General features: G+C 69.2%; 15 protein-coding genes. 6 read left to right on the top strand and 9 right to left on the bottom strand.

Annotation, left to right across the window (positions count from 1 at the left end):
• Positions 1-144 precede the first annotated feature (144 nt).
• The 3 genes from nirK (at position 145) to CEF10_RS13230 (ending at position 2,548) form a co-directional block, all read left to right on the top strand.
• Complete coding sequence (gene nirK / locus CEF10_RS13240; protein ID WP_101068653.1) at positions 145-1,263, top strand: copper-containing nitrite reductase; 1,119 nt, start codon at positions 145-147, stop codon at positions 1,261-1,263.
• A gap of 61 nt (positions 1,264-1,324) precedes the next feature.
• Entirely contained in the window at positions 1,325-2,110 is a 786-nt protein-coding gene (locus tag CEF10_RS13235; protein ID WP_101068652.1) for an SUMF1/EgtB/PvdO family nonheme iron enzyme, read from the top strand.
• 102 nt (positions 2,111-2,212) lie between these two features.
• Positions 2,213-2,548 (top strand): YegP family protein, encoded by a 336-nt coding sequence (locus tag CEF10_RS13230; protein ID WP_101068651.1) that lies wholly within the window; start codon positions 2,213-2,215, stop codon positions 2,546-2,548.
• A 68-nt stretch (positions 2,549-2,616) separates the two neighbouring features.
• Here the strand turns inward: CEF10_RS13230 and CEF10_RS13225 are convergent, their stop codons facing one another.
• Positions 2,617-5,007, bottom strand: coding sequence for a hypothetical protein (locus tag CEF10_RS13225; protein WP_101068650.1), 2,391 nt, complete (start codon positions 5,005-5,007; stop codon positions 2,617-2,619).
• Between the two features lie 11 nt (positions 5,008-5,018).
• The gene (locus CEF10_RS13220; RefSeq protein WP_101068649.1) at positions 5,019-6,221 is read right to left on the bottom strand and encodes a methionine gamma-lyase; all 1,203 of its coding nucleotides are present in this window, start codon (positions 6,219-6,221) and stop codon (positions 5,019-5,021) included.
• Positions 6,222-6,337: 116 nt separating this feature from the next.
• On the opposite strand from CEF10_RS13220, the gene CEF10_RS13215 reads away from it, so the two are divergent.
• A complete protein-coding gene (locus CEF10_RS13215) occupies positions 6,338-6,796 on the top strand; it encodes an Lrp/AsnC family transcriptional regulator (RefSeq protein WP_101068648.1) in 459 nt (152 codons plus the stop codon).
• Between the two features lie 54 nt (positions 6,797-6,850).
• On the opposite strand, the gene CEF10_RS13210 is transcribed toward CEF10_RS13215, so the two are convergent.
• The 3 genes from CEF10_RS13210 to CEF10_RS13200 are packed head-to-tail and all read right to left on the bottom strand — an operon-like array spanning position 6,851 to position 9,191.
• On the bottom strand, positions 6,851-8,200 hold the full coding sequence (locus tag CEF10_RS13210) for a sensor histidine kinase (protein WP_101068647.1): 1,350 nt from the start codon (positions 8,198-8,200) through the stop codon (positions 6,851-6,853).
• The gene (locus CEF10_RS13205; protein WP_101068646.1) at positions 8,197-8,862 is read right to left on the bottom strand and encodes a response regulator transcription factor; all 666 of its coding nucleotides are present in this window, start codon (positions 8,860-8,862) and stop codon (positions 8,197-8,199) included. The genes CEF10_RS13210 and CEF10_RS13205 overlap by 4 nt, the downstream gene beginning before the upstream one ends.
• On the bottom strand, positions 8,862-9,191 hold the full coding sequence (locus CEF10_RS13200; protein ID WP_101068645.1) for a PepSY domain-containing protein: 330 nt from the start codon (positions 9,189-9,191) through the stop codon (positions 8,862-8,864). Before CEF10_RS13200 ends, CEF10_RS13205 begins: the two co-directional genes overlap by 1 nt.
• Before the next feature lie 132 nt (positions 9,192-9,323).
• Here CEF10_RS13200 and CEF10_RS13195 point away from each other — a divergent pair, with 132 nt between their 5' ends.
• Positions 9,324-9,623, top strand: coding sequence for a PepSY domain-containing protein (locus tag CEF10_RS13195; RefSeq protein ID WP_101068644.1), 300 nt, complete (start codon positions 9,324-9,326; stop codon positions 9,621-9,623).
• Positions 9,623-10,261 (top strand): cytochrome b/b6 domain-containing protein, encoded by a 639-nt coding sequence (locus tag CEF10_RS13190; protein WP_101068643.1) that lies wholly within the window; start codon positions 9,623-9,625, stop codon positions 10,259-10,261. Before CEF10_RS13195 ends, CEF10_RS13190 begins: the two co-directional genes overlap by 1 nt.
• 599 nt (positions 10,262-10,860) lie before the next feature.
• Here CEF10_RS13190 and CEF10_RS13180 read toward each other — a convergent pair.
• From CEF10_RS13180 to CEF10_RS16940, 4 genes are all read right to left on the bottom strand, one after another.
• The gene (locus CEF10_RS13180) at positions 10,861-11,058 is read right to left on the bottom strand and encodes a hypothetical protein (protein ID WP_101068641.1); all 198 of its coding nucleotides are present in this window, start codon (positions 11,056-11,058) and stop codon (positions 10,861-10,863) included.
• A 400-nt stretch (positions 11,059-11,458) separates the two neighbouring features.
• The gene (locus CEF10_RS13175; protein ID WP_101068640.1) at positions 11,459-12,307 is read right to left on the bottom strand and encodes a BKACE family enzyme; all 849 of its coding nucleotides are present in this window, start codon (positions 12,305-12,307) and stop codon (positions 11,459-11,461) included.
• Positions 12,308-12,317: 10 nt separating this feature from the next.
• Positions 12,318-12,449 (bottom strand): hypothetical protein, encoded by a 132-nt coding sequence (locus CEF10_RS17345; protein WP_269801324.1) that lies wholly within the window; start codon positions 12,447-12,449, stop codon positions 12,318-12,320.
• 26 nt (positions 12,450-12,475) lie between these two features.
• Positions 12,476-12,628, bottom strand: coding sequence for a carboxymuconolactone decarboxylase family protein (locus CEF10_RS16940; protein WP_232796508.1), 153 nt, complete (start codon positions 12,626-12,628; stop codon positions 12,476-12,478).
• Positions 12,629-12,670 lie beyond the last annotated feature (42 nt).

The raw sequence follows: 12,670 nt of genomic DNA, 5'->3' as shown, positions 1-12,670 counted from the left end.
GCTGTCCGAAAAAGACCGAAGGCAACGCCGGCCACCGGAAAACCCCGTGCATCACGCGCGAAGTTTGCGCCGCCACAACGTTTCCGCCCGGCGACGGGCGTAATCTTCCCTCATACGGCATCAGAAATCGAAAGGAGATACCAGATGCTGACCAGAAGAGCCGCTCTGATGGGTGTCGCGGGGGCCGCTGCCATGCCGATGCTGGCCAAGGCCGCCCGCGCAGAGGAATCCTTCACCCCGGTCGCGCCGCCGGCCGACCTGTCCAACCTCGAGCGGGTCCGCCGCGAACTGGTCGCGCCCCCGTTCGTGCACCCGCACGAACAGGTGGGGCCGGCGGAGCCGCGGATCGTCGAGTTCGAGATGAACATCATCGAGAAGGAGATCGAGGTCGACACCGGCGTTTACATGCAGGCGATGACCTTCGACGGGTCGGTGCCCGGGCCGATGATGGTGGTGCACGAAGGCGACTACGTCGAACTGACCCTCGTCAACCTGCCCGAGAACATGATGCAGCACAACATCGACTTCCACGCCGCCACCGGTGCACTGGGGGGCGGGGCGCTGACGCTGGTGAACCCCGGCGAGAAGGCGGTGCTGAGGTTCAAGGCGACCCGGCCGGGCACTTTCGTCTATCACTGCGCACCGGGTGGCCCGATGATCCCCTGGCACGTCGTGACCGGCATGAACGGGGCGATCATGGTGCTGCCGCGCGAGGGCCTGAGTGACCACCGCGGCGACCCGGTGAGCTATGACAAGGTCTATTACCTGGGCGAGCAGGACGTCTACATTCCCAAGGACGAGACCGGGGCATACAAGCGGTTCCCGGATGTCGCGGCAAGTTACCCGGAGACCGAGGCGCTGATGAACGGGCTGATCCCGTCGCATGTCGTCTTCAACGGGCGCGTGGGCGCGCTGACCGGCGACAATGCCCTGCAGGCCGCGGTGGGCGAGAAGGTGCTTTTCGTGCACAGTCAGGCCAACCGTGATTCCCGGCCGCACCTGATCGGCGGGCACGGCGACCTGGTGTGGGAAGAGGGCAAGTTCGCCAACCCGCCCCTGCGCGACCTCGAGACCTGGTTCATTCGCGGCGGCTCCGCCGGCGCGGCGCTCTACGAGTTCCTGCAGCCGGGGCTTTATGCCTACGTGAACCACAACCTGATCGAGGCCGTGAACCTCGGCGCCACCGCCCACGTCAAGGTCGAGGGCGACTGGAACAACGACCTGATGGAGCAGGTCGTCGCGCCGACCGCCCACGGCGCGTGATGCACCGGGTGGCCGCCTTGCGCGGCCACCCCCTTTTTTCCATTCCTTTCCGGGGGTCGCGATGAAACTTTTCGCCCTCCTTTCGGCCGGGGCGCTCGCGGCGGGGGCCGCGCTTGTCGGGTTGCAGCCGCCGATCACGCCCGCCCCTGCCGTCCAGACAATCGCGATCCCGGCGGGCGAGATCCCGTTCCGCCCTGTCGGCAACTTCTCCCGCGCTGGCAAGACCGTCTCGGCGTCCCCGCAACCTGTCCGGGTGGACGCGTTCGAGATCATGAAATACCAGGTGTCGCGCGCTCGGTATGCCGCCTGCGTGGACGCCGGCGCCTGTCGTGCCAGCGTCACGGGCGAGGGATCCTTCCCCCAGACGCAGGTCAGCTGGCGCGATGCCGACGCCTATGCGCGGTGGCTGTCCGAGGTCACCGGCGAGACATGGCGCCTGCCCACCGCGCCCGAGTGGCAGCGCGCGGCGGCCGAACGCTTTGCCGAGGTTGCGGTGGAAAGTGACGGCGCCGACCCGGCCGCGCGCTGGTTGGGGCAATACGGCAAGGGCACGGCCCTGCGCGACGGGACGGAGGCCGCGCTGAAACCCGCTGGCGGCTTCGGCGAGAACAGCATGGGCGTGGCCGACATTGCCGGCAGCGTCTGGGAATGGACCAGCGGCTGCATGCAGACAGGCATCGTCGATGCCGACGGACGTCTTGCCGAAGCCGCGCCCTATTGCGGCGCCCGCCTGGCCGGGGGACGCCACCGCGCGATCGTCATCGACTTCGTCCGCGACGCCAGCGTCGGCGGCTGTGCCGTTGGGCTGCCGCCCGATCACCTGGGCTTCCGGCTGGTGCGGGACTGAACCCGGCGATCCCGGACGCGGAGGCGGACACACGCGCTTGCCAATCCGGCCACATCGCCGCAAGGTGACGCCGATACATGTCTGCTCGGGAGGACCACGGCGATGGCCGGAAAATTCGAACTCTATCAGGACAAGGCCGGCGAATATCGTTTTCGGCTCAAGGCCGGCAACGGCGAGATCATCCTCGTGGGAGAGGGGTACAAGCGGAAGGCCAGCGCCGAGAACGGGATCGAGTCGGTGCGCAAGAACGCCCCGCTGGACGCGCGGTACGAACGCAAGGTCGCCGGCTCGGGCAAGCCGATGTTCAACCTCAAGGCCGGCAATGGCCAGGTCATCGGCACCAGCGAGACCTACAGCAGCGACAGCGCGCGCGACAACGGGATCGAGTCCGTGAAGGCAAACGCGCCCGACGCCGGCCTCGACGACCAGACCGCCTGAGCGCCCGGCCCCCGCCGCCAAGGGGCGGCGTGTCGGCGCGTCGCACTCGAAGGCCGGGATCGCTCCGGTCAGGCGCGGCCGCCGGCAACCGGGGCCGCGGGCAGGCGCCTGCCTTTCGTCAGGCTTTCGGCGCGCTGCACGATGGCCGTCGCGTCGATCCCGTGGTGTGCGTAAAGGTCGGCGATCGTGCCGGTCTGGCCGAAATGCTCGACACCCAGCGGCAGGGTTTGGTGACCATGCACGCTGCCCAGCCACGACAGGGTGCCGGGGTGCCCGTCGATCACGGTGATGATCCTGCAATGCGGGGGCAGCGTGCGCATCAGGCGCTCCACGTGGGCCTCGGCGGTATCCTCGCCGCGGGCGCGGGCGCGCTGCGCCGCCGTCCAGCCCGCGTTCAGCCGGTCGGCCGATGTCACGGCCAGAACGCCGATGTCGCGCCGGCCTTCCGCGATCATGCCCGCCGCCCGGATGGCCTCGGGTGCCACGGCCCCCTGGTAGGCGATGACGATCTCGCAGTTGGGCCCCGGCGCGCGCAGCCAGTAGGCCCCGTCGATTGCGCCTTGCCGGAACGCGTCGTCGGCGCGCGGGCCGGGCTGCTCGATGGGGTTGGTGCTCAGTCGCAGGTAGACCGATCCGCCGGTTTCGTCCCGCAGCCAGGTGCGCTCGTCCGGGCGGCCTTCGCCGTCGCGTTGCAGGTAATCGAAGGCCCACTCCAGGATAACCGTCAGTTCGTCGGCGAACGCCGGTTCGAAGGCGGCCAGCCCATCCTGTGACATGCCGATCAGGGGGGTGCCGACGGACTGGTGCGCGCCGCCTTCGGGCGCGAGCGTGACGCCCGACGGCGTGCCGACCAGCAGGAACCGCGCGTCCTGGTAACAGGCGTGGTTGAGCGCATCGAGGCCACGGCCGACGAAGGGGTCGTAGACCGTGCCGACCGGGATCAGCCGCTTGCCGAACAGGCTGTGCGACAACCCGGCCGCGCCCAGCAGCAGCATCAGGTTCATCTCGCCGATCCCCAGCTCGATGTGCTGGCCCGCCGGGGTGAATTCCCACTTCGCGGTCGAGGGAATGCGGTGTTCGATGAAGGCGTCGGCCCGTTCGGTCCGCGCGAACAGCTTGCGCCGGTTCACCCAGGGGCCCAGCCCTGTGGTGCCGGTAACGTCGGGGGACGTGGTGAAGATGCGCGCGGCCAGCGGGCTGTCGCCCCTTGCCAGCGCGTCGAGCATCTTGCCGAAGGCGGCCTGGGTCGAGGTCTCGCGGCCCGCGTCCCGCGCGATGGCCGGCACCTCGATCCGGGCATCGCGAAACCGCCGCGGCCCTTCGGCGAAGAACGGCACGCCGCGAAGGAAGGCGCGCAGGGCGTCGGGGTCGTCCACGGTCGCGAAGGGATCCCATTCCGCGCCCTCGGGCACGCCCATGTGGGCCTGCCATTCGGCCATCTGGTCCTTCGTCATCAGGCCGCCGTGGTTGTCCTTGTGCCCGGCGATGGGCGTGCCCCAACCCTTGATCGTGTAGGCCAGAAAACAGGTCGGGCGGTCATGATCGACCGAGGCAAAGACCTCGGCCATCGTCTCGACGCAGTTGCCGCCGAGGTTTTCCATCAGCGCGGCCAGCTCGGAATCGCTGCGCCGCTCGATCAGCGCGCTGACCTCGCCCTGGTCGCCCAGATCGTCCAGCAGGCGCCTGCGCCAGACGGCCCCGCCCTGGTAGGTCAGGGCGGCATACTCCTGGTTGGGGCAGCTGTCGATCCACTGGCGCAGCCTGTCGCCGCCGGGTTCGCCGAAGGCCGCGCGCTGCAGCGCACCGTGCTTGATGCGGACCACGTCCCAGCCGAAGGCGTCGAAGATCTTCTCGACCCGCTCGAACAACCCCTCGCGGACGATCCCGTCAAGCGACTGTCGGTTGTAGTCGATGATCCACCAGCAATTGCGCAGGTCGTTCTTCCAGCCTTCCTGCAGGCATTCGTAGACGTTGCCCTCGTCCAGCTCGGCATCGCCCAACAGGGCCACCATCCGGCCCGATGGTGCCTCGGCGCCCCACGCCTTGGCCCTGATGTAATCCTGCACCAGCGATGCGAACGCGGTGATCGCCACGCCCAGGCCGACCGAGCCGGTGGAAAAGTCCACGTCGTCGGTGTCCTTCGTGCGCGACGGGTAGGATTGCGCGCCGCCGAAGCCGCGGAAGGCTTCCAGCGCTTCGCGGGTCTGGTTTCCCATCAGGTACTGCATGGCGTGGAAGACCGGGCTGGCATGCGGTTTGACCGCGACGCGGTCCTCGGGCCTGAGCGCCCGGAAGTAAAGCGCCGTCATGATCGACACGATTGAGGCCGAGCTGGCCTGGTGCCCGCCGGTCTTGATCCCGTCCGCCCTGGGGCGGACGTGATTGGCGTGGTGGACCATCCAGTGCGACAGCCACAACAGCCGTTGCTCGATGGTCTTGAGGTGCTTCATCTCGCCCATGGCGTCACCCTTCACGCGGCGGAGGTGGGGCGCGGTGCCGGAAGGGCCTGCGCCAGATCCGCGATGATGTCGTCGACATCCTCAAGCCCGACCGAAAGGCGGATCAAGCCGTCGCCGATGCCGTGTTCCGCACGTTCCTCCGGCGTGTAGGTGGAATGCGTCATCGACGCCGGGTGCTGGATCAGGGTTTCGCAGTCGCCCAGCGACACCGCGCGCTCGATCATGGCAAGCCGGTTCATCATGGCGCGTCCGGCCTCCAGGCCGCCGGTCAGTTCAAAGGCGATCATGGCCCCGGGCCGGTCCATCTGGGCCGCGGCCACGCCGCCCTGGTCGAAACTGTCCAGACCGGGATAGAACACCCGGCGGACGCCCGGTTGCCGTTCCAGCCATTCGGCCACGGCCTGTGCCGAGCTGCAGTGCCGCTCCATCCGCAACGAGAGGGTCTTGAGCCCGCGCAGGACCAGCATGGCGTTGAACGGGGCCATCACCGCCCCGGTCATGTCCTTCATGCCGACCACCCGGATCTCGGCCACGTCCGCGGCGCGGCCGACCACGATGCCGGCGACCACGTCGCCGTGCCCGCCAAGATACTTGGTGGCCGAATGCACCACGATGTCCGCCCCCAGTTCGATGGGCCGTGTCAGATAGGGTGTGGCATAGGTATTGTCGACGACCACGCTGGCCCCGGCCCCGTGCGCGATCCGGGCGGCGGCGCGGATGTCCACCAGCCGCATGTTGGGGTTGGCCGGCGTTTCGAAATAGACCACGCGCGTGGCGTCGCTGATGGCGTTGCGCAGGGCGTCGGTGTCGGACATGTCCACATGGGTGATCGTGACGCCCCATTTCGACAGCCCGTGCCGCATGAACGCGAAGGTGCAGCCGTAAAGCGTCTCGTCCACGATCACCTCGTCGCCGGGGCCGAGAAGGGTCCAGAGCGTCGCGGTGATCGCGCCCATGCCCGACGCCAGTGCCAGGCCCGCCTCGGCACCTTCCAGCGCGGCCATGCGGCGTTCGAGCAGGTCGCAGGTCGGGTTGGAGATGCGGCTGTAGACATGGCCGTCGCGCGCCCCGGCGAACATCTCGGCGCCGGCTTCCGCGCTCTCGAAGGCGAAGGTCGAGGTCAGGTGAAGCGGCGGCGTCAGCGCGCCTTCGTTGTCCGCTGGATCGTAGGCGTGATGGATGGCGCGGGTGGCAAATCCCTTCGGGGGCGTCATGGCGGGCTCCTGTGGTGTGGCTTGCGGCATGATCGCACCCCTGCACCACAAAATGCTATCAAAGTATTCCATAAAAGAGTAGGATTTCGGCATATTATGCCAAAAAGGTCAGCGTAATGGATCGAAAGGACCGGCAGATCATCCGTGCCCTGCAAAGAAACGGGCGGATGACCAACCAGGATCTGGCCGAAAGCGTGAACCTGTCACCGTCCCCCTGCCTGCGCCGGCTTCGCAATCTGGAGGCGTCGGGCGCGATACGCGGGTTCACGGTGGACGCCGATCCGGTGGCCTACGGGCTGCCGATCACGGCGTTCGTGCAGGTCCGGCTTGAACGCCACAACGAGGAAACGGTGCGCCAGTTCGAACAGCGCGTGACCTGTCTCGACGAGGTTCAGGAATGCCACATGCTGACCGGCGGCACCGATTACCTGCTCAGGGTCGTGGTGGCCGGGCTGGATGCCTACGAGGACTTCATCCGCAACCGCATTCACCCCATCGGTGGCATCGGCTCCATCGATACCAGCTTCGTCTACGGGACCGTGAAGAAGACCGGCGTGTATCCGATGATCGGGTGATGCCGGCGCACCACCGGCTGGATCGGCGCGACAGGGCGCTGCCCGGACCCGGGCCTATGGTGCCGCGACCATTGGCAACTCCAGGCACGCGATCAGGCCGCGCCGACCGTTGCGCAGCGAAAGGTCGCCGCCCGCGGCCCGGGCGATCTCGGCCGCGATGGAAAGCCCCAGGCCCGTCCCGGTGCCGCCCTCGTCGGTGCGCGCGCCACGTGCGGTGACCGCGGAAAGGTGCGCTGGCGGCATCCCCGGTCCATCATCGCGGATCAGGATCAAGGCAACGCCGTCCCCTGGCTCCGCGGACAGCGTCACCCGGCTCTCGGCATGGCGCGCGGCGTTTTCCGCCAGCGCCCCGATGGCTTCGGCGAGGTCCGCCTCGTCCATGGCAACGCCGAGCTTCTCGGGTATGTCCAGATGCCATGCAAGGCGTTCGCCATCGCGGGTGCGTTTCAAGACGCCGACGACGCGCTCGGCCACCTTGGCAGGGTCGGCGCGCGCCGCGCGGGCACGGGCGGCGGCGCGGGCACGGGCGAGTTCGCGGTCGACATGGGCCCGCATCGTGCCGGCAATCTCCTCGATGCCCTCGGCGGCTGCCACGTCACCCTGTGCGCGCAGGCGGCCGGCCTCGCCCAGCAATGCCTGCAGGGGGGTCTTGAGGCCGTGGGCCAAATCGGCGGCGCGGGTGCGCGCGCTTTCGACGTCGGCCGCGCGCGCGCCGAGAAGCCCGTCGATTTCCGCCGCCAGCGGCTGCATCTCGCGTGGCCAGTCCGGGCCCATCCGCGCCGTCCGGTCGCTTCGCAGTGCCGAGACGCGCGCCCCGAGCCGGCGCAGCGGCGACAGGCCGACGGTGACCTGCACCCATTGCGCGGCGATCAGGACAAGCGCGAGAACCCCAAGGTAGGGGGCCATGTCGGCCACGAACGCCCGTTTCGCGCGCGACAGCTCCGCGGTGTCCATCGCCACCGCAGCACGGACCGATCCGCCACCGAGCCGCTGGGGCAGGGCCACCGTCCGCTCAAGGGCAAGAAGCTCCGACTCGCCGGGGCCGGGCAGGGTGTGAAAATGCGTTTGCCCGTCGCCGAGCGTGTCGTCCGGAAGGTCCAGCGCCTGGTCCCAAAGAGAGCGCGCGCGCAGCAGTCTTCCATCCGCCGAGACCTGCCAGTAAAGGCCGCCGTAGGGTTGCGCGAACCGCGGGTCGGCCGGCGGACGGGCAAGCACCAGCGCGCCCTCGCGACGCTCCAACCCGGCCACGACCTGATCGAGATGCACGGCGAGCTCGGCCTGGGCGCGCCGTTCCACATGAGTGCCGAATAGCTGGGCCAGCCCCGCGGCGGCGAGCCCCAGCGCAAGGATAACCGCCGCCGCACCGCCGGCCAGCAGGCGCCAGCGCAGCGAGAGGGCGGTCACGCGCCGCCCCCTTCGACGAAATAGCCGAAGCCGCGCCGCGTGCCGATCACCCCGGGCCCGACCTTGCGCCGCAACCGCGCGATCACCGCCTCAAGCGCATTGGCCTCGCGCGAGTCGTCGTCGCCGTAGACGTGCTCGAGCAGTTCGGTCGGTGGGATGACGCGATCGCGGTTGAGCACGAGGTAGGCGAGCAGACGGTATTCCAGCGCCGTGACGGGGACCGGCACGCCGCGCACCGTCACGGCCATGCGGTTTGTATCCAGCGAAAGGGCCCCGGCGTTCTGCACCGCCGCGCCGTGGCCGGCGGCACGGCGCACCAGCGCGCGGGCGCGCGCCACCAGTTCCTCCATGCGGAAGGGCTTGGGCAGGTAATCGTCGGCGCCCGCCTCGATGCCCTCGACACGCTCGTGCCATGCGCCGCGCGCGGTGAGCACCAGCACCGGCACCTCGCGTCCGGCCGCGCGCCAGCGCTTGAGCACCGACAGCCCGTCCATGCCCGGCAGCCCGAGATCCAGAACGATTAGGTCGTAGTCCTCGGTATCGCCGCGGAACCACGCCTCCTCGCCATTGGCGCAGGTTTCGGCGTGAAAGCCCGCGCTCTCCAGCGCTGCGGCGACATCGGCCGCGATACGGTGATCGTCCTCGACCGCGAGCACGCGCATCAGTCGTCACCACCGTGGTATTCGCCACGGCCCTCGTTTTCCCGCTCCAGGATCCGGCCGGAGGCGCCATCCATCTCGAGCTCGATCAGTCGGCCGCCGGGCGTAACGAGCTCCAGTTCGTAGACCCAGCGGCCATCGTCGCTTTCGAACTCGACCTCGATGACACGCCCCCCGGTTGCCTTTTCCGCGATCTCGAGGATGCGGCCCAGCGGCAGTACCTCGCCCCGTTCGAGCGCGCGCCGCGCCCGGTCGTGGTCCTCGCGGTCGGCCAGCGCCGGGAGGGTCCCGGCGGCGATCACCGCGATGAGAAGGGCAAGGGGCCGTGCCATGGGCGCATTCTCTAGCCCCGCGCCGCTGACAGCAAGCTGACAGCCCCCGTCAGGCCGCGATCAGGCGAGTCGCGGCACAAGGGGCGTGCCAAACGCGGCGATCCCGCCGCGACAAACCGAAGGAGAAACCCAATGAAGACAGTGAAACTCGTCACCACCGCCCTTGCCGTTGCCGCCGGGCTGGCCGCGACCGGGGTGCAGGCCTCCGACGATGACATGCGCCGCGACGCGGACACGCCACCGCGTTCGGAATGGATGAGCGTGTCGGACCTCGCGCAGAAGCTCGAGTCGCAAGGTTACACCGTCCACGAGATCGATACCGAATACGGGGTCTACGAGGTGGAGATGACCGACGAGCAGGGCATGCGCGTGGAGGGCCATCTGCACCCCGTGACCGGTGAACCCGTGCACCGCCGCGGTGACGACGACTGATGTCGCAGCGTCCGCACAACGGCACGATCCGGGTCTGGGATCCCCTGGTCCGGATCGGCCACTGGGTGCTGATGGCGGCCTTCGCCACCGCGTACCTGACGGAAGGGGAGCCCGAGTGGCTGCACGCCTACGCCGGCTACGCGATCGCCGCAACGTTGGCGGTGCGTGTCGCCTGGGGGTTCGTCGGGCCGCGCCACGCGCGCTTCTCCGACTTCGTGACCGGGCCGCGCGCCGTGGCGGGATACCTGCGCGGCCTCGTGACCGGCCGGGGCAAGCGTCACCTCGGGCACAGCCCGGCCGGCGGGGCCATGACGGTCGCGCTGCTGCTCATGCTTGCGGCCACGGCCCTGTCGGGCATGGGCACGCTTGCGGTGGAAGAAGGGCGCGGCCCCCTTGCCGGTGTCGTCGCCGTCCCACAGGGCGCCGGGCAGGTGCGAGAATGGACCGGCGACGAGGAGGAACATGAAGACGACCACGGCGAAAGCGATGCCGGCGACGCGTGGGAGGAGCTGCACGAGGTTGCCGCCAACGCGACGCTCGTGCTCGTCCTGCTGCATGTCGGCGGCGTCATCTGGGCCAGCCGTGCCCACCGCGAAAACCTCGTCCGGGCCATGTTCACGGGGCGCAAACGGGCCTGATGCGCGATGAACGGTGGCCCCGCGGCGGGGCCGCCGCCATCCGCCGGCGGTGATGCCCGCGGTTGCGTGATGCGCGGCGTATCGTGGGGCAGGTGCATCGCCGCTGGTCGCCGCAGGCTTGCCTGGCGGACCGGGCCGTTCCGATTTGCCGTTCGTCCAGTCGCGCGAGACGGCCCGATCCGGTCGCAGGCCTGGTGCTGTGCAATACCGCCCCGCCCGCCGGCGACGTCCGGGCCGGGAACGCACGGATCGACCGCGCGGCGACCACCTCGGGCAGGCGGAGCTTGAGGTCGTCCCGGAACGCGTCGTCCGACCAATCGTCGACGGCGTGCGGTCGCACGTCCGCGGCATCGTGCACGATGCCGGCGCCGGCGGCATCCGGAAGCGACCCGCGCAGCTTGGGCCGGGCAAGCCACTCGGTGAAGAGGTTGAGCAGCAACCGCAGACCGGCATCGCGCGCGCCGCCGCGGCCACCGTGGGCGTGAACAGCCCGGGTCCGAGGAAGATTGCGCCCAAGATCACCAGAACCGGCACGAGCCGTACCAGCGCCCCGGTGGCCAGCGCCCCGCCGTGGTTCAGCCGGCGCAACTCGGGCAGGGTCACGCGCCCGGCGGTCGACGCCCGAAGGGCGCGACGATCAACAGTGCAAAGTTGCCCGCGATGCCGACGCCCGGCATCGCCAGCCCCACCGGCACCCGCAGGTCCAGCAGCGCGACCGAGATCACGCCGGGGGTGCAGAAGGGCCGTTCGCGCCTGCCCGGCATGCGCGTCGCGGTGCGCTCCCGGCTCATGGCCATGAGGAAGATCGCCGTTGCGAAGCGGGTGCCACCCGGCCCCCTCGATGCAGTATTCGGTCCGTCCATGCAGTTTCGGCGGCGGCAAGGTCTCGAACGGCACCAGCGCGTCGTCGTCGAGGTGAAGGGCGTTGCCGGCATGGACGTGCAGCAGCAGCGGGTGCAGATCCTCGAAATCCGCCTTGATCCTGTCCCGGGTGTCGCGGATCGCGAGGTCGGTCTGGCGGGCAAGGCCGTGGTGCACCGTCAGATGCTTGAAGACCTCGGTCCGCGGGAAGACGCCGGGCGTGCACCCCGGCAGCGTCCGGATGACATCGGGGAAGCCGTTCGTCTCACTTCCCTTGCACGCCCGCGCGTCTTTGTGCCGCGCGGGCGCGCACCCTTCGGGGAACGCGCCGTCGTCTCAGTCCCCCCGTCCCTGCGGCGCGGGGGGCAGCGACAGGATGTTCCGCGCCTCTTCCGTGGTGGCCGGCCGCCGGCCGTATTCGGGGCACAGCGCGACGACCCGCTCCACCAGGGCGGCGTTCGATGGTGCCAGGGTTTCGCGGTCGAGCCGGACGTTGTCCTCCAGTCCCGTGCGGCAGTGTCCGCCCCGCTCCAGCGACCAACGGTTGAGCGTGACCTGGTCCTTGCCGATTCCGGCCCCGGTCCAGGTGGCGTCCGGGGCAAGGCGCGCGAGCGTTTCGACGTAGAAGTCGAAGACGGCGCGATCGACCGGCATGGCGTTCTTCACGCCCATGACGAACTGGACATGCAGCGGCGCGGCGAGCCGGCCGTCGCCCTGCATCTTCACGGCCTGGAAGATATGGGACAGGTCGAAGACCTCGATCTCGGGTTTCACGCCATACTGGACCATTTCGGTGGCCAGCCAATCCACAAGGTCCGGCGGGTTCTCGTAGACGCGGGTGGGAAAGTTGTTCGACCCCACCGAGAGCGAGGCCATGTCGGGCGCCAGCGGCAGCATCCCGCCGCGCGCCTTGCCCGCGCCGGAGCGCCCGCCCGTCGAAAGCTGCACGATCATGCCCGGGCAGTGCTTGCGTATGCCCTCCTGCAGTCGCCCGAAACGCTCGGGGTCCGATGTCGGCGTGCCATCCTCCTCGCGCACGTGGCAGTGCGCGAGCGTCGCGCCCGCCTCGAAGGCGGCGTGGGTGGACTCCACCTGCTCGTCGATCGTGATCGGCACGGCGGGGTTGTCGGATTTCTGCGGCACCGATCCGGTGATCGCGACGGTTATGATGCAGGGGCTGGCCATGGCAACAGTCTCAGATATCGAAGGATACGGTTTCGTTGTCGCTTTTCAGGCGGATGTCGAAGCGGTGGACGGGCATGTCGTTGCTGTCCTCGCGCGCGGCGATCAGGGTCTCGTGGCGTCCGGTCCCGCTGATAGTAACCACCCCGGTTGTTCATCGTGTCCCTTCCGTCAGACCGCGATGCCGATCTCGGCATAAGCTGCCTTGGCGACCTGGATCGCGCGATTTGTCGCCGGAACCCCGGCATTGACCGTCAACGGCATCGACGCCTCGCGCACGTCCTTCGGGCTGGCGTCGGTATTGGCGGTGGCGCGCGCATGCATCGCCCGATGCGTGCCACCAGAATTGACCATGAGGAACGGTGA

The organism is Roseovarius salinarum, assembly GCF_002834145.1.
Lineage (GTDB): Bacteria > Pseudomonadota > Alphaproteobacteria > Rhodobacterales > Rhodobacteraceae > Roseovarius > Roseovarius salinarum.
The sequence above is the reverse complement of the archived record's forward strand: the minus strand, read 5'-3'. Positions and strand labels throughout refer to the sequence as shown.